The sequence below is a fragment of the Stanieria cyanosphaera PCC 7437 genome (assembly GCF_000317575.1).
Lineage (GTDB): Bacteria > Cyanobacteriota > Cyanobacteriia > Cyanobacteriales > Xenococcaceae > Stanieria > Stanieria cyanosphaera.
This window is the reverse complement of the sequence record NC_019748.1, coordinates 4,909,293-4,928,274: the sequence shown is the minus strand read 5'-3', so window position 1 is coordinate 4,928,274 and position 18,982 is coordinate 4,909,293. Positions and strand designations below refer to the sequence as shown.

16 protein-coding genes are annotated in these 18,982 nt (G+C 34.0%); 6 read left to right on the top strand and 10 right to left on the bottom strand.

Translation table 11 applies throughout. The features are described 5' to 3' along the window. Positions 1-427 precede the first annotated feature (427 nt). Both STA7437_RS25945 and STA7437_RS21570 read right to left on the bottom strand, forming a co-directional pair. Positions 428-2,512, bottom strand: coding sequence for a DNA cytosine methyltransferase (locus STA7437_RS25945; RefSeq protein ID WP_015195514.1), 2,085 nt, complete (start codon positions 2,510-2,512; stop codon positions 428-430). A gap of 128 nt (positions 2,513-2,640) precedes the next feature. Continuing rightward, the gene (locus STA7437_RS21570; protein WP_245562059.1) at positions 2,641-4,548 is read right to left on the bottom strand and encodes a hypothetical protein; all 1,908 of its coding nucleotides are present in this window, start codon (positions 4,546-4,548) and stop codon (positions 2,641-2,643) included. A 162-nt stretch (positions 4,549-4,710) separates the two neighbouring features. Here STA7437_RS21570 and STA7437_RS21565 point away from each other — a divergent pair, with 162 nt between their 5' ends. After that, positions 4,711-5,658, top strand: coding sequence for a DNA-methyltransferase (locus STA7437_RS21565; protein WP_015195512.1), 948 nt, complete (start codon positions 4,711-4,713; stop codon positions 5,656-5,658). 211 nt (positions 5,659-5,869) lie between these two features. Here the strand turns inward: STA7437_RS21565 and STA7437_RS21560 are convergent, their stop codons facing one another. Beyond that, entirely contained in the window at positions 5,870-6,481 is a 612-nt protein-coding gene (locus tag STA7437_RS21560) for a Uma2 family endonuclease (protein WP_015195511.1), read from the bottom strand. A 127-nt stretch (positions 6,482-6,608) separates the two neighbouring features. Continuing rightward, positions 6,609-7,238: a pentapeptide repeat-containing protein gene (locus STA7437_RS21555; protein ID WP_015195510.1), complete on the bottom strand. Its 630-nt coding sequence runs from the start codon at positions 7,236-7,238 to the stop codon at positions 6,609-6,611. 253 nt (positions 7,239-7,491) lie between these two features. On the opposite strand from STA7437_RS21555, the gene STA7437_RS21550 reads away from it, so the two are divergent. Continuing rightward, complete coding sequence (locus STA7437_RS21550) at positions 7,492-9,297, top strand: GAF domain-containing sensor histidine kinase (protein ID WP_015195509.1); 1,806 nt, start codon at positions 7,492-7,494, stop codon at positions 9,295-9,297. A gap of 107 nt (positions 9,298-9,404) precedes the next feature. Here STA7437_RS21550 and STA7437_RS21545 read toward each other — a convergent pair whose 3' ends face one another. The 4 genes from STA7437_RS21545 to STA7437_RS21530 form a co-directional block, all read right to left on the bottom strand. Beyond that, positions 9,405-9,614, bottom strand: a complete 210-nt coding sequence (locus STA7437_RS21545; RefSeq protein ID WP_015195508.1) for a hypothetical protein — start codon at positions 9,612-9,614, stop codon at positions 9,405-9,407. 176 nt (positions 9,615-9,790) lie between these two features. Beyond that, entirely contained in the window at positions 9,791-10,786 is a 996-nt protein-coding gene (gene cbiB / locus STA7437_RS21540) for an adenosylcobinamide-phosphate synthase CbiB (protein WP_015195507.1), read from the bottom strand. 153 nt (positions 10,787-10,939) lie between these two features. Further along, positions 10,940-11,332: a GFA family protein gene (locus tag STA7437_RS21535; RefSeq protein WP_041620294.1), complete on the bottom strand. Its 393-nt coding sequence runs from the start codon at positions 11,330-11,332 to the stop codon at positions 10,940-10,942. Positions 11,333-11,348: 16 nt separating this feature from the next. Further along, entirely contained in the window at positions 11,349-11,792 is a 444-nt protein-coding gene (locus STA7437_RS21530) for an Rrf2 family transcriptional regulator (protein ID WP_015195505.1), read from the bottom strand. Positions 11,793-12,022: 230 nt separating this feature from the next. On the opposite strand from STA7437_RS21530, the gene STA7437_RS21525 reads away from it, so the two are divergent. Beyond that, positions 12,023-12,409, top strand: a complete 387-nt coding sequence (locus tag STA7437_RS21525; RefSeq protein WP_015195504.1) for an AbrB family transcriptional regulator — start codon at positions 12,023-12,025, stop codon at positions 12,407-12,409. A 161-nt stretch (positions 12,410-12,570) separates the two neighbouring features. Here STA7437_RS21525 and STA7437_RS21520 read toward each other — a convergent pair whose 3' ends face one another. Further along, on the bottom strand, positions 12,571-14,199 hold the full coding sequence (locus STA7437_RS21520; protein WP_015195503.1) for an ArnT family glycosyltransferase: 1,629 nt from the start codon (positions 14,197-14,199) through the stop codon (positions 12,571-12,573). 351 nt (positions 14,200-14,550) lie between these two features. Here STA7437_RS21520 and STA7437_RS21515 point away from each other — a divergent pair, with 351 nt between their 5' ends. The 3 genes from STA7437_RS21515 to STA7437_RS21505 all read left to right on the top strand — a co-directional run bounded on the left by STA7437_RS21515 (position 14,551) and on the right by STA7437_RS21505 (position 18,544). Beyond that, on the top strand, positions 14,551-16,479 hold the full coding sequence (locus STA7437_RS21515) for a cation:proton antiporter (protein ID WP_015195502.1): 1,929 nt from the start codon (positions 14,551-14,553) through the stop codon (positions 16,477-16,479). Positions 16,480-16,596: 117 nt separating this feature from the next. Beyond that, positions 16,597-16,719, top strand: a complete 123-nt coding sequence (locus tag STA7437_RS27495) for a hypothetical protein (protein ID WP_015195501.1) — start codon at positions 16,597-16,599, stop codon at positions 16,717-16,719. Positions 16,720-16,888: 169 nt separating this feature from the next. Further along, the gene (locus STA7437_RS21505; RefSeq protein ID WP_015195500.1) at positions 16,889-18,544 is read left to right on the top strand and encodes an MBL fold metallo-hydrolase; all 1,656 of its coding nucleotides are present in this window, start codon (positions 16,889-16,891) and stop codon (positions 18,542-18,544) included. Positions 18,545-18,557: 13 nt separating this feature from the next. Here the strand turns inward: STA7437_RS21505 and STA7437_RS21500 are convergent, their stop codons facing one another. Then, the gene (locus STA7437_RS21500; RefSeq protein WP_015195499.1) at positions 18,558-18,881 is read right to left on the bottom strand and encodes a DUF6679 family protein; all 324 of its coding nucleotides are present in this window, start codon (positions 18,879-18,881) and stop codon (positions 18,558-18,560) included. Positions 18,882-18,982: the final 101 nt, after the last annotated feature.

The following is an 18,982-nucleotide window of genomic DNA, read 5'->3' as shown; positions in this document are numbered from 1 at the left end:
AGTTATAAATCACGGAAGTTAAATAATTTTAAAATATATTAATTATCACCAAAAAAACTTAATTCAATTAAAGAAATTGAGCTATTTTTTAGTTAGTTTTACTCGGGTAATTTTCTAGTTTAATTAATTATGTAAAGACTACTAATTTACTGACTTATCTTAAGCTTTGAATTAGATTGCAGTTAGTATGGTATGTTTAAGTATATTTTTATCATCTCTTAAATTGAAGAATTAAGGGTAAGTTTGCAATCTTTTTTTACTTGATTATGTGATTTAAGATTATGAGTATCTATTTTTTGGCTTCAGCGATGATGTTTTCTTGGCGATCTCGGTTTGACTAAAGCTCTGAGACGCTGGCTATTTGCCTCTGCCTCTTTATAAAAATTAATTATATTTTATATATTGAAAATATTAGTTAATAAAAAAGTTAAAGAACTAATTTTTTGATTGTTTCTAGCAAATCTGTTAATTGACTAATATTTTGATTTAACTGTATTGGTGCTTTGATATAGTTAGGATAACTTAGCTCTGTTCCATCTGGTAATTTTTTACTTACATAGCTATTTTTAAAATCGTTTTTACTAATAAAACCACGGATTTCTAACCAACCAAGGTTTTCATTAAGATTAAGTTGAGCTAATTGTAGACCCGCTTTAATTGCTTGATATAAAAATGTTTCTTTAATATGCAGTTTGACTAACACGAATATTTCTCCTTCCCAGTCAATTTCATGCTGTGGAATTGCTAAGTAGTTACCGTTTGTAGATTTTAAAGATATATGATATTGCTGCGGAATATCATACATTTGATAATTTATAACTACTTGAGTAAAATCTCCAGCATCTCTTTTTGTATTAGAATCACTTACTGTAGAGTAGTCGACAGGGAATTCAATATTATTTAAATTGGCGAGATATTTACTAAAACCATGCTCCGCTAGCTTGCCTCTGACTTCATCTTCAATTTTTCCAGTAAAGTTTCGCTGTCCTCTCATTCCATGTTTTTTCGACCTATGAAGAACTTCATCATAATTTTCAATGACAATTTTAGCGTCATTATATTCTAAATCTATTGAATGCTCGTATATTTTGAGAATATAGTTTTCTAAATCTCTTAATTGACAGCATAGTCGATTTCGAGAACCCCTAACTCTTTGGAAAACTATTTCTGGTTGAATAGTTTCATCTCCTATTTTGAGGTTGTTTTTTCTTCTAAACTCTAAATCTTTTGGTTGAATATCTCTTTTGCATAACTCAAAAAATTTTAAAGCTTGATTTGGAGTTAAATAAGTATTTTCATTGATAAATAATAGATCAGTTTCTTCGTTATTAATTGTGCTGACAAGATTATATTGTTGTTTAATTGTATTAGAAGCTGTATAAACACGACTACTGGGCATCATATCTTCTTCTTGTGTTAGTTCTAGAATTTTTTCTTTTTTAGCCGAATATTTTTCAAATATTAAAGGTAATTGCAACTGTTGATATTGATACAACCCATTTTGATTAAAATTTGTCTGCGTCAGCTTTTTTAAACTTTTCAAAGGTTTGTTTTGTTTAGATTCAAAAATCTGTTTAAGTTCGTCTGCTACAACTTTAATTGCTACAGGAGATACTGAATTACCTATTTGTCTGCGTACATCTGCTATCTTGCCTATAAATTTAAAATCATCTGGATAACCAAATAAACGCGCTCTTTCTCGATTAGTTAAAGGTCTAGGTTCAGAGAAATGATATCCCCATGTTCCTCCACCTCCTGCTGCAATAATAGTAGTTGCAGGTTTGTTACGATCTAATCTTCTATAAACATGAGAAATCATTCCTTTAACATAATAAGGAGAATCTTTAGGAATAGATTGAAAATTCCCACCTTCAGGAATTAGCTCTAAAATCTTTGTGGTTTTGGGTCTAATTTTAAGAGGTTCATTATTATAAATTGCCTTTTCTACTCCTCTTAAAGCTTCTCCAGCAGTAACATAGTTATTATGAGTGGATTGTGGCTTTTTATAATTAAAATCAATATCTTTTCTAATACCAATAATCAAAACTCTTTCTCTGAGTTGTGGGGTGCCATAATCGGCAAAATTGTAAATATCTGCATTAATTTTATAACCACAATTTTCAAAATCTTTAATAATTTTTTGAATAGCTTTTCTTTTGTTTGCTGTTAACAATCCTCTAACATTTTCTGCTACAAAAAATAAAGGTTGTTTGAGAGCTACTGCTTTAACAAAATACTGATAAAGATTTCCGCGATCGCTTTCAATTCCTTTTCGTTTCCAAATCATAGAAAAATCCTGACAGGGAAAACCACCTAAAATTACATCGCAATCGGGAATAGAAGAAAAATCAATTTGAGAAATATCGGCTTCGACAATATGATTGCCAATATTTAATTTATATGTTTCACAAGCATAGTGGTCGATATCATTTGCCCAAACTACTTGATAGCCTGACCAAATAAATCCTAAATCCATTCCTCCACAACCACTAAATAGTGAAACAATTTTCATAACAGTAATCAATCAAATTTTTTCTGATCTTAGATAAATTTTATATCTAACTTCAAAGACTTTAAATATACCACTTGAAAGTATGTTTTATGCGAGTAAATTATTATTTTCCAGTTGAAGTAATTTTTTTAAAACGGTAAAGATAAACCCAATCCGATCGCGGTTTCATTTTGATCGCGGACGCGGAGTTGATGCCAAGTAGAAAAACCAACTCGATTAGTTAAATATAATTCTAGTTGAGGATTACTATTATCATTAGAAGATTCTAAACCGAATAAAGATAAAGGTTGCCAACGAACACCTATATTCCAAGGAATTTCATTTTGTAAACTATTACCAATAAAAGCATTGCCATCTCCTGCAAAATTTGCTCCAATTTCTCCTAAAACACTAAACTCTTTTCCTAAAGGAATTGAACCACCAACATTAAAACCAATTAATTCAGTTCCTTTGCGTTGTAAGTAACCAACCATTGGTGTCAACCAAACCGCAGCATCGTTTTGAAATTGATAATGTAAAGGTAAAGATAACGTAAAAATAAATTCTTTGCCTTGTAGTCCATCATCTGCGCCAGGGTAAAAAAGAGGAATTTCTTTATTCAAATTGCGACGATCAAAGTCTTGGCGGTCATTATTCGCAAAGTTAGTTAAAACTTGATTACCAATGCCAATTGTTGTAGCTAAACTAGCAGTTAAAGGTTGATTTTCTGCCTGATTAAGTAAACGAATTTTTGCACTTAACCCTTGTTCAGATTCGTCTGTTTCTCCTGAAATATAATCCAAATAAATTCCTGCTTCAAAATCTTTTAACACACCATATCTTAAAGAAGTTAATAGTCCTTGACTACCTCCTTGCAGATTAAATAAAAATTGCCCACTCGATAAAGTTCCGCCATCAAAAAAAGCCAATCCATCAGTAGTAATTGGGGTATTATCAACCTGAGATTGAGAATTAAACCTATCGGGTTGACGACGATTAACAGCAAAAAGATCGGGCATAAAAACTATATTAGTTCCCAATGCCATTAAATCTCGATCTGCGGTTAAAGATAGAGGGGCAATACTGCCAAAAGTATTAGAAGCATAAACATCTAAAGCTAAACGAGGATTAACAAAATAACGTAAACCTGCATTATACGCGATCGCATCATCCGGTTCACCTGATTCTCGACTAATGCTGTTATTTCCTGTCAGAGGTAGAAACACATCTCCCCATAAGGTTAATTTCGGACTAATTGTATAGGAAACTGCACCAGCTAATCCCAAAACAGTCCCAAAAGAACTATCATCATTAGGTAAACGTTGAAAAAACTCGGCATTTTCTTCGTTAAAAAAAGCCAGAGTAGGAGATACAGTGAATTGCCACCTTCGATCTACCGTAGCAGTAAAAGGTAAATGAACGGCAGTATAGATATTACGGTTATTAACCTCTGTAGTTGTACCTCCTCCAGTCAAACGAAAACCGCGAGTACCCCAAGAAGCAGAAAAAACCCCACTCAATGATTGAGTACCCGACGCATTTTGCCATAACTTTTGTTTAAGTTCTAAAGCTGCCTCATTATCTTCAGTACGTTCCGAAGTAAAATTACCTTGACGGGCAGGAGAACTACTATCTACGTGTTGAAATTGTAAAGTAAGTTCCAACTCATCACTAATCCCCCAACTAAAACCAGTATTGTAATTTGAAGCAGTATCTGAATCATCTATGCCATTGTCAGGAACTAAATCAGGCAGAAAAAACAATCTACTATCAAAATTAATTACCACTTCCCCTTGTTGTAAATGCCTACTGATAGGTTGGGTAAATAATTGATTAACTAATGGACTGACAGTAAAAGTAAATTGAGTATCTTGTGATGATTTGATTTCTGACTTTTCACTGGATGGATCAACTTCTGTATTCAATGTAGGAGACGAAACTTCACCAGCCAAACTTACACCTGCAACTACCAAAATTGTTACATTGCAGAGGAGAAAAAAAATAAATCTCATGCGATCGCCGTTCACTTCCTCAAAGTATTCTGGAGGACACCTCACCTGAATTTAATTCAGATACTCATGCTGTCCGTTTTGAATGTACTCGATCATTGATCGCTTATCAATGCTTAATTCAATCTTTCGCTTGCTTCAGATTTTCTAGCAAAGCTTATTTTTACTAATATGTTATTGTTTTAAAGCAGCTTTGAGATTCCAAGTTGGATGAATAATCTGTCTACTTTTGAAAAAACTACATCAATTGAAACAGAATTTAATTCAGATCATCAGTTAGTACTTTATCCAGGGAATGTTCATGATTTATTATTAACTCTTCCCGATCACTCAATTACTTTAGTAGTTACTTCGCCTCCTTATAACCTCGGCAAAAATTATGAAAAACGTATTTCCATTGAGAATTATCTGCAACAACAAGAACCAATTATTGAGCAATTAGCAAGAGTTTTAAAATCAAATGGTAGTATTTGCTGGCAAGTTGGCAATTATGTCGAGAAAGGAGAAGTTTTTCCTTTAGATATTTTCTATTATCAAATCTTTAAAAAATACAATTTTTTGCTCAGAAATAGAATTATTTGGCATTTTGGGCATGGACTACACGCTCAATCACGATTTTCTGGTCGTTATGAAACTATTCTTTGGTTTACTAAAAGTAAAGATTATATTTTTAACTTAGATGCAGTTAGAGTTCCTTCAAAATATCCAGGTAAACGTCACTATAAAGGAAAAAACAAAGGTAAACCTTCGGGTAATCCTAACGGAAAAAACCCTTCAGATTTATGGCAAATTGCTTTAGAAGAATGGTCAAAAGAAGTCTGGGAAATTCCCAATGTAAAATCAAATCATCCTGAGAAAACTATTCATCCTTGTCAATATCCTGTTGAGTTAGTTGAAAGATGTGTTTTAGCCTTAACCAATGAAAATGATTGGGTATTTGATCCTTTTGCTGGTGTAGGTTCATCTCTGATTGCTGCTCTTAAACATAATCGTAAGGCAATCGGTTGTGAAAAAGAACCACAATATGTAGAAATCGCCACAGAAAGAATTAAAGCTTATTTTAACGGTACTCTGGTTACTAGACCAATGGGAAAACCAGTTTATCAACCAACAGGAAAAGAAAAAATTAGTCAAGTTCCTGATGAATGGAAAATGTAGTTTTAGTGATTTTTAATTAAATAAAATGTCGTCAAAATCATGATTTTTGTTAATATTTCATTGTTGATTGTTTTTCCTGTCTCTGCTGCTATAAAAGTAATATGAAATACTTAAATGCTTACTACAAATAGAGAAATGAGGAATAAAAAATTTAACTCCTGCCTCTTGCCTCTTTGTGATGTGTAGCATTATTTTTTCTATTTCATATAATTTAGTTAACTCTAATTTGTTTACGCCACTCAACAATTGCTTCTAAAGGATCGCTGATAGTTACGTATTGAGCCATTAAACTTAAATCTAAATTAGGTAATAATTGACTTTGTTGTCTTTGTTCGTAGCTATTATTTTGCAAATAATATATTTCAAACTGATTATTTTGCCACAACCAAACTTCAGTTACACTCAAACGTTGATAAATCTCTAAAATATTTGCACTACCACTAGTATAAATAACTTCAATCGCCAGATCTGGAATATTTTTATCTATGTCAAAACAATAACATTCATCTGGTTCTTTACCTGCTTGCTTGTCTACTTTACGCAAAGTAGTCGATCCTAATCCCCAAAAACGAATTCGATTTTCTTCCAAATAAGCTTCTAAGAGTCTACCAATATTTTTTTTGTCTAGTTCATGACGGCGACTAGGAGACATGATTTCCAAAATTCCTTCTAAAAAAGCCAAACGATAACCAGAACTATCTCCTAAGGCGTTTAATAATGTTTCGTAAGCTTCCCAACTTACTCCCGAAGTAATAAATTTTTCTTCAGGATCTTTAGCTTGAAGGTTAATTTGAGGAAAACTATCTAGTATTGCCGAAGTCATAAAAATAAAAAGAGTTTTTGTCTAATTTAAGATAATTACATTTTAGAAAATCGCAAAAAAAATAAATTAGCGATTGCGTCAGCGAACCTCTTGTGCAGAAAAGTGTAGGGATCATTCATGAATTATCCTAACTGTAAATGCTTCCATCAGGCATAATTGCACCTGTTAAAATTGCTTTATCTAAATTCACCTCTTCTAAAGAAGCCTCAAATAAATTCGCCTCCACTAAAAAAGCTCCTTGTAGATTTGCACCTCTCAAGTTTGCTCCTGTTAAATCTGCATCTGTCAAATTTGCTTCTTGTAGATTTGCTTGCGACAAAATTGCTTGACTTAAATTTGCACCTCGTAGAAATGTTCTTTGCAAAATAGCTCGGTTTAAAACTGCTCCTTGTAATTGAGCTTTTCCCAAAGAAGTTTTATATAACAGTGCTTCTGTTAAATTAGCTTCTCTTAAATCAGCTTCAGTTAAAATACTTTGACTTAAATTTACCAATTGTAACGATGCTCTGTACAAAACTGCTCTTTCTAAATTCGCTTTGGTTAAATTAGCTTCAATTAGTATAGTTTGACTGAGGTTAGCTTCACACAGAATTGCTTGAGTTAAGTCAATTTCTCTAAAATCTGCTCCTGTCAAATTTGCTTGACTAAAATTAATTGCTTGTAAATCTACTCCTCGTAACACCCGATAAGAAAGATCAACTTGTCTAAACTCTCTTTCCCCCATTGCATAAAGTCTCAGCAACTCTTCTGTGTTCATTCTTTTTCGTTAGCTTTAAAACTTGATTGAAAATGCCTCCTTAATTTCGTTAATAAAATTTAACAAAAAAACTTGGGTATAAATACTTAGTTAAGCTTTTATTAATAATTCCCTGCTTTATTTTTTTACTGGATATGACAAATTATTAAATTTTTAGTCTAAATATTAAAAAAGTATTAAATTGTTAGAACAAGTAGTCTCAAAAAATAAAAATTAATCTTTGCCTGACTCCAACTCGAGAGCAAATCAAGAAATGTTTATTTTACAGACTGAAAGAGAGAAATTAGTAGCAGCTATTGCTCTTCGGATTAGGCAGTCTTTAGATTTAGATGTCATTCTCAATCAAACTGTAGAAGAAGTTAGACAATTTTTACAAAGCGATCGAGTCCTAATCTATCGCTTTGAACCAGATTGGAGTGGACTAATTGTAGTTGAATCCTTAGCTTCGCCTTGGAAAGCTATTTTCGGTAAAAAAATTCATGACCCCTGTTTTACGAAAAATCACATCCAACAATATCGACAGGGAAGAGTTCAAGTTATAGAAAATATTTATGCTGCCAATTTATCTCCTTGTCACGTCGATTTACTAGCTAATCTTGAAGTGAAAGCCAATTTAGTAGTGCCGATTGTAGCAGAAGAAGAGTTATGGGGTTTATTAATTGCTCAACAGTGTAGTGGCACTCGTAAATGGCAATCAGCCGAAGTAGAACTACTTAAACAATTAGCGATTCAAGTAGGAATTGCAATTCAACAAGCTGAACTTTATCAACAAGTCCAAAGTTTCAATACTTACCTCGAAAGAAAAGTTAAACAGCGAACTAGTCAACTGCAACAGGCTTTACAGTTTGAAGCTTTAATTAGGCGAGTTACAGAAAAAGTTAGAGACAGTTTAGATGAAGGACAAATTTTGCAAATTGTTACTCAAGAACTGGCCAAAGTTCTCAAAATTGAACGTTGTAAAATTGAACTTTACGATCCCCTTCAAGAAATAGCAATTATTGCTTATGAATATACAACTACTTCTCTTACTTGCCAAGGTTTGGTTAGGCAAGTAGCTGATTTTCCTGAACTATATCAACAACTTTTACAAAAACAAACTTTACAATTTGTTGAAAGAATTCCCGAACTCAGTCCGAAAAAAATTCAAGCTACTCGATTAGTTTGCCCAATTTTTGATGACCAAGGAATTTTAGGAAATTTGTGGTTATTGAAACCTAGAGAAAAAATATTTGATAAATTTGAGATTCGTTTGGTACAACAGGTTGCTAATCAATGTGCGATCGCTATTCGTCAAGCTCGATTTTACGAAACTGCTCAAACACAAGTCAAGGAATTAGAAAAACTTAACAATCTTAAAGACGATTTTCTCAAAACTATTTCCCATGAATTACGTACTCCCATGAGTAGTATTATGCTTGCTTCTCAAACTCTAGAAAAACTGATTGAAACTGGTAATCAACAGAGAATTGAGTCTCGTGTCTTTAAGCAAGTATTTAGAATTTTTAAAAACTCTTGTAGGCAACAAAATAAACTAGTTAACGATTTACTGACTCTTTGTTATATCGATGCGGATAATGTTACTTTGATTCCCGAATGGATCGATTTTCAAGTTTGGCTGCCCACCATTGTAGAATCTTTCCGAGAACAAACTCAATATCATCAACAGCAATTAATTATTAATCTCTCAGCCCAATTACCTTTATTAGAATCTGATCTTTCTCTTTTAGAACGAATCGTCAACGAATTACTTAATAATGCTTGTAAGTACACCCCTGCGGGAGAGACAATCACAGTTTCTGCTTGGGCGACACAAAACAAACTTAATTTAAGTGTGAGCAATTCTGGCATAGAAATTGCCTCAGAAGAACAAAAATGCATCTTTGAAAAATTTTATCGGATTCCCAGTCACGATCCTTGGCAATATGGTGGAACTGGAATCGGATTAGCTTTAGTTAAAAAATTGGTGGAGCTTTTAGGCGCAACTATTGAGGTAGAGAGTCAAGCTAGTCAAACCACTTTTACGCTTCAATTTCCTTTAGAAACTAACAACCAAGCCTAAAAGGTAATTAAATTAAGTTAAATTTACAATGATGAACTAATTTGAAATTTGATGGCGTTTTCTTTCAAAGAAACATTGTCAGTATTTTATCAAGTTAGCATTTTAATTCAGGCATATTCTGCTAAATCTCGGATTAGCATCGTTTTAGTATTCAGGTAAGATTCTACCTTTTCTCGTTCGTGAGAGCTAAGTAAGATTTCTTGTTGAAGTCTCTCGATCACATAGGAAGTGAGTTTTGTATCGCTCCAATCGATAATTGTCTCAGTCTGTATTTTGCTGATAGTAGACCAAAGCAGACGTAGTATTGTTGAATTCATGATTACCTTCCTTCAGTCACTCTACTACTACAAATTAGTTCATCACCTTTTTTATTTAATAATGTTTTTATATTTTTGGGTGTGGTTTGCTCTTTTACGTTACAAATATTAAAATATTTTTCTACTCACGTTAGACACACCTTGGTTACAACCCTGATAATTAAAGACTTTGTAGGTTAGTTTAGTGATAAATTAAAATTGTAAACAATAATTGCACAACCCAACGCGATCGCAAGCCACAACAAAAAACACCAACGAGTTAATCCCAAAGCTTGTTTAACCGTTTCTGGGGTAATAGAATGAATCGCCTCACCTAATAATGGCTTTTGCTTTACTATTCCCTGATAAGTATTAACTCCTCCCAACTGTACCCCTAAAATTGCTGCATAAATACTTTCACTCCAACCAGAATTAGGACTAGGATCTTTAACTGCATCTCGACAACACAAAGCTAAAACTTGTTTGGGTTTTCCCGAACACAATGCCAAAGTTAGAACTGTTAAACGACAAGGAACCCAAGTCAATCGATCTTCCAATTGCGCGCTAAACCATCCTAAATCTGTATAAGGTTCATGACGATAACCAATCATCGAATCTAAAGTACTAGCAGCCTTATAACCCAAAACTAAGGGAACACTACCTACTCCCGGTAAAAATGCGCCCAAAATCGCATAAAACAGAGGTGCAGTTACGCCATCAACCGTATTTTCTGCTACAGTTTCCAAGATAGCCCGTAATATTTCTGACTCAGATAAATTATCTGTATCTCGACCTACATAAAAACTTAAACGAAAACGAGCCGTTTTAAGATCTCCTTCGACTAAAGCTTGAAGAACATCTTCTGCTGCTAGGGTTAAACTTTTTCCTGCAAAGCAACTGGCTAGCACAACTGTTGCTATTACTATCCCTAACCAAAAATTAATTAAATTGCTTCCCCAAACAATCAACCAACCAAACACACCACTACCAAAAATTAAGAGTAAACTCAATAAAATTCCTTGCAGGCGAAGTTGCCTCGGTTGCTGATACAAATTGAGGATCAATTTAGTAAATTTAGTAATGATCCAACCCATGACTTGAACAGGATGAAGCCAAGAGCGAGGATCGCCAATTAAGTAATCCCAAATAGCTGCAAGCAGTAAGACTAAAAATACCTGTTCTGGTGACAGCATTTTTGACCAGTTTATAAAAATAACGTTAAAGGCTTTGTTTTTTTGACAAACTTAAAGTAGTCTTTTTAACTATCAAAATAAATCTTGACATTAAATTAGAATGCTTTCAACTCTTCAATGATTAACTAGCCCGATCTTAATTGGGGTTATCAGTTAGTTATTTTGTATTTTATGAACATTTTCTTCCCAGTTTATCCCATCAAAAGATTTAACCAAAAATTGAGAGATTACATTCTCGTCTAAACAGCGAATATTGATATCTATCCACCCAGGATGAGAGCGGGGATAGTAAAAAGAATGAATGCCACAAATCGAGCAAAAAGTATGTTTAGCTGTCCCTGTATTAAAAGTATAAGTAGTTAAAAATTTTTCTCCTTTAAGTAAAGTGAAATTGCTTGGTGGTACAATCAAATGTAAAAAACCTTTTTTACGACAAATTGAACAGTTACAGTCTTCTACTTCCCAGCGATCAACTACTACTTGAAAACGCACTGCGCCACAATGACAACCACCTTGATAAATAACTGACTTTTTCTCTTCACTCATTGCTTTAATTTTGTCATTAAACAATAAAATTGTTTTCTTCTCCTTGGGCTGCTTGCCAACTGCGAGCATCATAGTATAAATCTGCCAAAGTTATACTATATAACGCTTCTTTCAATTTTTGGTTTAACTTTTGCCATAAACTAAAAGTTACCCAATCTTCAGCTACATTTATATCAGGTGTATAGCTAGATAAAGGATTAATATTTTCTCCTACTGCTGACAAAATTTGCCCTAAAGAAATTTGTTTTGGTTGACAAGCTAATTGATAACCTCCTTGAGATCCTCTAACTGAATTAACTAATCCAGCACGCCTCATTTCCATCAATAATTTTTCTAAATAAGGAGCAGGTAAATCCTGACGTTGTGCGATCGCATTCACTGATGCAGGCCCGTATCCTGGTTGCAAACTAAGATCTAACAATGCTTTTACACTATAGTGACCTTTAGTTGTTAATTTCATCTTCTGTTTTCAATTCTAAGTAAAACATTTATCAATAACTCAAATTTTTTTTTACAGATTCAATAATAATTTAGCTATTTAATTCAATTAATCTAGATTAAAATTTAATTAATTCTGCTTAATGAGTGTAAGATAGTTTTATATATAGATAGCAAAGTAAGATATTATTATCTTTGCATTCTTATTTTAGAAGCAAATCTGTAAACACCTATTAGTTTTAGTTTAAGTTGATGGCAAAAACAAACCAACCGCAACCTTTAACAGGACAAGAGTTGCTTATCAAAGTAAAGGAGTTAGGCAATCTCTCTAAAGAAGAAAAAGCAAGAGAGTGTGGCTATTACACCGTTACTAAAAATGGGGTAGAACGAGTTAATATGATGAAATTTCTTAATGCTTTGATTGATGCAGAAGGAATTGAATTAGATAGCACTTCTAACGGTCAAGGAAGAGGTGGTCGTTCTGCTAGTTATCGTATTAGTGTACAGTCTAACCATAATTTATTGATTGGTTCTGCTTATACAAAAAAAATGGGTTTAAAACCAGGAGATGAATTTGAAATAACTTTAGGTAGAAAACATATTCATCTTCGTCAACTTGATGCTGACGAACAAGAGTAAAAAACTACCAAGCTAAAAAAATAATAGCGATACAACTCAAGTCAATCCTACTAATTAGTGATAGTTAGAGTCATAATTTATTCAAAAAGACGTTGTTTAGTGAAAATTAACTAAACGGCGTCTCATAATTAATTAAATTTATTCAATAGTATTTGGTTGGTTTATTTTAAATTTTTTATTGCCAAAAACCAATCAACTGACTGGTCATTAATAACTGGAACGAGATTTTGCTTTGGTATCGATAAATATTCTAAAGTAGAGTGATCGATCAACATATAAGAATTAGCTAATTCTTGCCAGTATTGTTGAAGTTGGTTTTGTGTTACAGCAACTACTTGACGTTCACTATAGAAATTTAAAGAAGAACGATTATAGCTAAAAGAGGTATAAACAATTTGGTTCTTAGGTACATATTGTTTGATTATTTGGGCAACAGGTTTAACAGGATAAGCTTGATTTAATTCCCAAAGCCAGTGGGAGGAACTAACTAACAAAAAAAGAGAAATATAAGTACCCCAAAATAATAAAAAGATAAATTGTACTTCTCTTTTTGCTATCAATAAAGCTGTGACTGTCATAGTAATTGCTACTGAAGCACAAATCAATAAAAGAGACAGTTCTAATTTCTCTTGCCAAATCACATAAATGCCAGTCCCACTAGCAATAAAAGCGAATAAACTTAAAACTACAATCAAGGGACGAGGATAAACAATATAGCTTGGTAAATTATAAATTTGATACAGTTTAATTCCTGCTGCCAAAGCCAAGGCAGGGTAAATAGGTAAAATATACCAAGGCAGTTTAGTTGCCATTAAAGAAATTGCGACAAAATAAACTCCACTCCAAACTAAGATCAGTTTTGCCCAACCCCAATGACGATTTTCCCAAGCTAGTTTCCAACCATAAATAGCAAAAATTAACCAAGGCCAAGTAAATTTGAGAATTTCAACGAAATAATAACCAGGAAACTTCGGATTACTTTCAACTACTGACCAAATTCTTGCCCAGGATTGTATAATACTTTTCCAATCAAACACTAAATCTTGATAATAATGCCATTGAGCTACATACCAGAACAGAACTGGTATACTGCCTAAAATTATTCCACTCCAAAGATAAATCGAAGTAATGAGTCGGGGAGTATCCCAAGCTAAAAATATTAAAACAATTAGCCCTACTAACAATCCTATAATTCCTTGGGTCAGACAAATTAAACTAAAACTAATTCCAGCAATAAAAGTCCAACGTAAATCCCTTCTTGCCCGTAGAATAGACCAAAAAGTAAGTAATTGGAAACAAAGTAAAGGGCCATCTAAAACAGCTAAACGTCCGTAATGGACTATGGGAAGTAAAGTTAGATAAATTAATGCTGAAAACAAAGCTGGAATACGAGCAACAAAAATTTCTCGACCAATGCCATAAAGTAAAATTACTGAAATAGCAGTGAGTAAGGCACAAGGAAAACGCACCGTCCATTCATTAATACCTGCGATCGCATATACCCCAGCAATTAAGTTGTGAATCAGAGGAGGTTGATTGAGATAAGGTTGATTCCAAAGGGTAGGAAAAAGCCAACGCCAAGAATTTTCAGGAGCTTGCCAAATTTCTTTAGCGACTTGAGCGATCGTACTTTCATCTCCATCTAATAAAGGTAAACTACCCAAATTGATACTAAATAAAAGTAAGGATGCCAATAATAAACCAACAATACAAAAATATTCTAGCCACTGTTCTTCTTGACGTAGTTTATTTTGAGAGCGTTTCCAAAGAGAAGTTTGATGAGATGACATAATTAATTAAGATCGACTAAATTGTTAAGATAACAATTAATATTAAGGTGGTTAAATTTTTACCACTTAATTTTGCCAGGATTTACTGCCTAATTGTAGTTTTAATTGTTAACAGTTTTTACTGATATAGTTTTAATAGTTTATTCTCTGCAAAAGAAAACGTGAAATTTTTTTAGTCAACAGCTTAGCAGAACCAAAATGTTAAAATACCCCAAATAAATCATTTATTTTTTTATTTATAGTTTTATTGACAAACATCTACTCTAGTTTAAATTTTTTGTCTGAAATATTAGCAACTTTTCGATCCCAAATTTTCAGACCCGCGCCAGAACGTTTATAATCGATTGGCTTATGGAAGGATCTTTTGAATTAACTCTACAAATAGTTATTGCCGTTCTTGCCGGCATTAGCGCACAAGTTATTGCCGAATATCTTAAAGTACCTAGTATAGTTTTTTTATTACTATTCGGAATTCTTTTAGGATCCGATGGCTTAGATGTTCTTCATCCTCATCATTTAGGGATGGGTTTAGAAGTTCTTGTCGCTCTAGCAGTCGCCATTATTCTCTTTGAAGGAGGTTTAAACTTAGAATTACGCGATTTAGATCGAGTTTCAGGAAGCTTGCGTAATCTAGTTACCATCGGAACATTGATTACTTTAATCGGTGGTGGTATTTCTGCTCATTATTTAGCAGAGTTTCCTTGGTCAATATCTTTTCTTTATGCTTCTCTGGTAGTAGTTACAGGTCCAACTGTCATCAGTCCTTTACTCAAACAAGTGCGGGTTGATCGACAAGTAGCTACTTTACTAGAAGGAGAAGGTGTCTTAATTGATCCCGTAGGAGCAATTTTAGCCGTAGTAGTACTTAATACAATCTTAAATAGTAATGCTGCACCGATTACGATAGTCAGTGGACTAATTTTACGCTTAGGCATTGGTGCGCTGATCGGAGTTACTGGTGGCTGGTTGCTTGGTTTATTGCTCAAACAAGCTAACTTCTTGTCAGAAGATTTAAAAAATTTAGTTGTCTTGGCAGGAGTTTGGGGTTTATTCGTTCTTTCACAAACAATTAGAAGTGAGTCTGGACTAATGGCAACGGTAGTAGCTGGTATTGTTGTCAAAGCTTCCTCCCTTCCAGAAGAAAGATTACTCAAACGATTTAAGGGACAATTAACAGTTCTTTGCGTCTCAGTTTTATTCGTTTTATTGGCAGCAGATTTATCAATAGATAGTGTTTTTGCTTTAGGTTGGGGAAGTCTATTATCGGTATTTGCTTTGATGCTGATTGTTCGTCCCATCAGCGTGGCATTTTGCACTTGGAATAGTGGGTTGAATTGGCGACAAAAAGTATTTTTAGCTTGGATTGCTCCCAAAGGAATTGTTTCTGCTTCTGTTGCTTCTTTATTTGCTATTTTACTTACGGATAAAGGAATTAATGGTGGAGATGCAATTAAAGCCTTGGTCTTTCTTACGATCATGATGACGGTATTTTTACAAGGTTTAACAGCAAGGTTAGTAGCTAATTGGTTACAAATTACTTCTCATGAAGCAACTGGAGCAGTTATTGTTGGTTGTAATTATTTAGGACGTTTACTTGCCCGTCTGTTTAAGGAAGCAGGAGAATCAGTTGTTTTGATTGATACCGATCGCGAAGCTTGTCGCAAAGCAGAAGCAGAAGATTTACCTGTTTTTCAAAGTAGTGGACTTGATTCAGAAGTTCTTACTGAAGCAGGAATTAACTCGATGGGAACTTTTATCGCTCTTACCAATAATGGAGAAGTAAACTTAGTTTTAGCCCAAAGAGCAGTAGAAGAATTTCAGCCTCCAAAAGTATTAGCAATTTTTCCTCAAAGTAATCTCAATAATAGTAATAGTAAAAGTAAAGTTAGTCAGGCTTTTATTGCTCAACTTCCAATTAAAGTTTGGAATAATTATCTCAGCGAGGGACAAGTGAAGTTAGGAAAAACTGTTCTGCGAGAGCCAGAATTAACCTTTCAACAAGCTCATTTGCAAGCTTTGATTCGCTCAGGCGAACTGCTACCTCTATTAGTTAAGCGTAAAGAAAATTTACAAGTAGTCAAAGCCTCAGAGGAATGGCAACTAGGAGATGAAATTATTTATCTGCTCCACGATCCTAGACCAAAATTATTAAAAAGGCTTTCTGGTGGTAACCAATCTTCTCGCTTAGCTTTGGAAAAGCTTCCAGAAGTAGAAGAAATACCGATCGCTCCTGCTGTAGTTCCAACCTCAGAATCAACTAAATCAGAAGTTTTACCCTAACGGTAGATTATTAATTTTTAAGTTCAAAGCTGAAATAAATAGATTTTTTGAATAATTAAGCCAAATTACTAGCACTATCATAGGTAGTAAGAATTCTAATAAGATAGAAAAATACTTATGGATGTCAAATTATTAATGGTAGTTTTGTCTGGTCTATTTATCGTTGCTTCTTTGTTTTTTGGGACTAAAAATGGATTTTATGACTCTGATAATTACGATGGTAACGGTACTGCTCACTGATACAAGCAGTTTGAGTGTCAGAGTTTAGCTAATTTTACCCAATCACGAGTAATTGTCACAATTGTTGCTCAACTTAATTAATGCCCCTTGAGCTTTTTGATGTGATTAGCTTAAATTGCAATTACAGGACTGATTTGTTCATTTTTTAAAATCGATAGGGGCTGACTTCATGAATAAGCGTCGCACAGTACCCGCAACTAATACAAATTCTTTATCTTGTCTTCCCTATGGTGTTGGTCATAGTGATGAAGGAGTTTGTTTATTAGTAAAAATGGGAGTGCATCGCATTATTTTAGACTGTGGTTTAGAGAACATTAAATTATTTCAACGACAAAAAACACCACCTGCCGAATTCGCTATTTGTTCTCATGCTCATGTCGATCATTGTCGCAGTCTTTTTGCCTTACATCAAAGTTTTCCCCAGTTACCTATTTATACTACCGAGGTGACTGCCAAACTTTTATCTATTTATGAACAACAATCAAACAGTATTTCTTGGTGTCAAACTGTTCCCTGGCGATCGCAAGTCCAATTAGCAGAAGACCTCAGTTTTCAATTATATCCAGCAGGACATTTGCCAGGAGCAGCAGCAATTTTATTGACTTATGCCACTCCAGAGCGCAATTATAAGCTACTTTATACAGGTGATTTTTCTCTTTCAAATTTTCAATTAGTCGAAGGTTTATCCCTAGAAGATTTAAGAGGTATAGCTCCTGATATTTTGATTGTTGAAGGAAGTTATGGTACAGTTCGTCATTCCCACCGTCGTCAACAAGAAAAACAATTAATGGAGCGAATCGATCAAGCTCTTGCGGAGGGACGTAATGTTCTTTTACCTGTACCGCTCATTGGTTTAGGACAAGAAATTCTAAAATTATTACGCTCTCATCATCAGTTTACTGGTCGTGATTTAGATATTTGGGTTGATGGCAAAATCGCTTCAGCTTGCGATCTTTATTTAGAACTTTTGCCACAACTTCCTTTAGCAGTGCAAAATTTTGCCAAACATCAATCTTTGTTTTGGGACGAACGGGTTTGTCCTCGCATGAGAAGATTGACTAATAACAATGACTTGATGGAAAGTAAATTTCCTTGCATTTTGTTAGTCGATGATACTGCCAATCTTAAACAATACTTAAATGATACTTGGGGCGATTGGCTAATCTTAATAGCTGAATCTGCCCAAAAATATCTTGATGTAGATTTTGCTCAACTAGCTAATCAATCTTCCTCAAAAGTTGCCTTAGAAACTTATCTGCTTGCAGAACATAGTGATGGACGTAATACCACTCAATTAATTCATAATTTACGACCGCAACACGTCATTTTTGTGCATGGTTCTCCTAATTATTTAATGGATCTAACCAGCTTAGAAGAATTACGCAACCGTTACCAACTTCATTCGCCTTCGGTGGGTAATTTGGTAGAATTACATTTAAGCGATCGCTTTATTCAGCCAGCGACAACGCCTCCTAGTTATTACGAAGGAGAATTAAATGAAGTTGGTTCTGTAATTACTGTGGTTCTGCCTGATACTTTAATTAACGATTCTCGTTGGAATAATTTTGCCGATACTGGCATAGTCGAAGCTCGTTGGCAAGGAGAAGAATTAGTCTTAAGAGGCGTTTCTCAAAGAGAATTATTAAGTCAAAGTACTGAACCAAAAACACCAGAAGACGTTGATTGCTGTAACAATTGCTATTATTACGCCAACCAACGTTGTTTGAATCGTATTTCACCCTTATACGGTTTTAAAGTTATTCCAGAAGGCTGTTGTCCAGTATTTGAGCCTTTATCATCGGAAGATGGTCTGGAAGAATCTTAGTTTTTAGCTTGCTTTATTCCTGTTGCCACTCCGAGTTAGCTTCGGGAAATTGAGGATAAATCTGTTCAGCTTCTGGACAATCATCGGAAACAGCTAATTCTGAATTTAACTTCGAGACAGAAGCTAGTTTTTGAGTTACAGCACCGATACTTTCGAGACGTACCATTTCTTCCCAAGAACTAATTTCATCTTCTTCTTCAGTTTCATAGCGAATAGTCACCAGATCTCCCTCGAAATCAACAATGCGACCGCTTTCTATCCAGCGTTGCTGATCCCGCAAGAAAATACAAACTTCACGACCATCTTGATAGAGTTGATAAATCTTGCGGTGTAGCATGGGTTTCTCCTGTACGAGTAACTCCTCAATCTTAATCTTTTTGAATTTTTCCCTTAATGCTATTGTGACACAATGATTGAGGGAATTAAATGATGATTTTA

What these genes read in the sequence shown, in the direction of transcription:
- STA7437_RS21500 (WP_015195499.1), bottom strand. Translation starts at nt 18,881, where the DNA reads ATGCTACACCGCAAGATTTATCAACTCTATCAAGATGGTCGTGAAGTT.
- STA7437_RS21560 (WP_015195511.1), bottom strand. Translation starts at nt 6,481, where the DNA reads ATGACTTCGGCAATACTAGATAGTTTTCCTCAAATTAACCTTCAAGCT.
- STA7437_RS21545 (WP_015195508.1), bottom strand. Translation starts at nt 9,614, where the DNA reads ATGAATTCAACAATACTACGTCTGCTTTGGTCTACTATCAGCAAAATA.
- STA7437_RS21530 (WP_015195505.1), bottom strand. Translation starts at nt 11,792, where the DNA reads ATGAAATTAACAACTAAAGGTCACTATAGTGTAAAAGCATTGTTAGAT.
- STA7437_RS25945 (WP_015195514.1), bottom strand. Translation starts at nt 2,512, where the DNA reads ATGAAAATTGTTTCACTATTTAGTGGTTGTGGAGGAATGGATTTAGGA.
- cbiB (WP_015195507.1), bottom strand. Translation starts at nt 10,786, where the DNA reads ATGCTGTCACCAGAACAGGTATTTTTAGTCTTACTGCTTGCAGCTATT.
- STA7437_RS27495 (WP_015195501.1), top strand. Translation starts at nt 16,597, where the DNA reads ATGGATGTCAAATTATTAATGGTAGTTTTGTCTGGTCTATTTATCGTT.
- STA7437_RS21555 (WP_015195510.1), bottom strand. Translation starts at nt 7,238, where the DNA reads ATGAACACAGAAGAGTTGCTGAGACTTTATGCAATGGGGGAAAGAGAG.
- STA7437_RS21535 (WP_041620294.1), bottom strand. Translation starts at nt 11,332, where the DNA reads ATGAGTGAAGAGAAAAAGTCAGTTATTTATCAAGGTGGTTGTCATTGT.
- STA7437_RS21550 (WP_015195509.1), top strand. Translation starts at nt 7,492, where the DNA reads ATGTTTATTTTACAGACTGAAAGAGAGAAATTAGTAGCAGCTATTGCT.
- STA7437_RS21525 (WP_015195504.1), top strand. Translation starts at nt 12,023, where the DNA reads ATGGCAAAAACAAACCAACCGCAACCTTTAACAGGACAAGAGTTGCTT.
- STA7437_RS21515 (WP_015195502.1), top strand. Translation starts at nt 14,551, where the DNA reads ATGGAAGGATCTTTTGAATTAACTCTACAAATAGTTATTGCCGTTCTT.
- STA7437_RS21520 (WP_015195503.1), bottom strand. Translation starts at nt 14,199, where the DNA reads ATGTCATCTCATCAAACTTCTCTTTGGAAACGCTCTCAAAATAAACTA.
- STA7437_RS21565 (WP_015195512.1), top strand. Translation starts at nt 4,711, where the DNA reads ATGAATAATCTGTCTACTTTTGAAAAAACTACATCAATTGAAACAGAA.
- STA7437_RS21505 (WP_015195500.1), top strand. Translation starts at nt 16,889, where the DNA reads ATGAATAAGCGTCGCACAGTACCCGCAACTAATACAAATTCTTTATCT.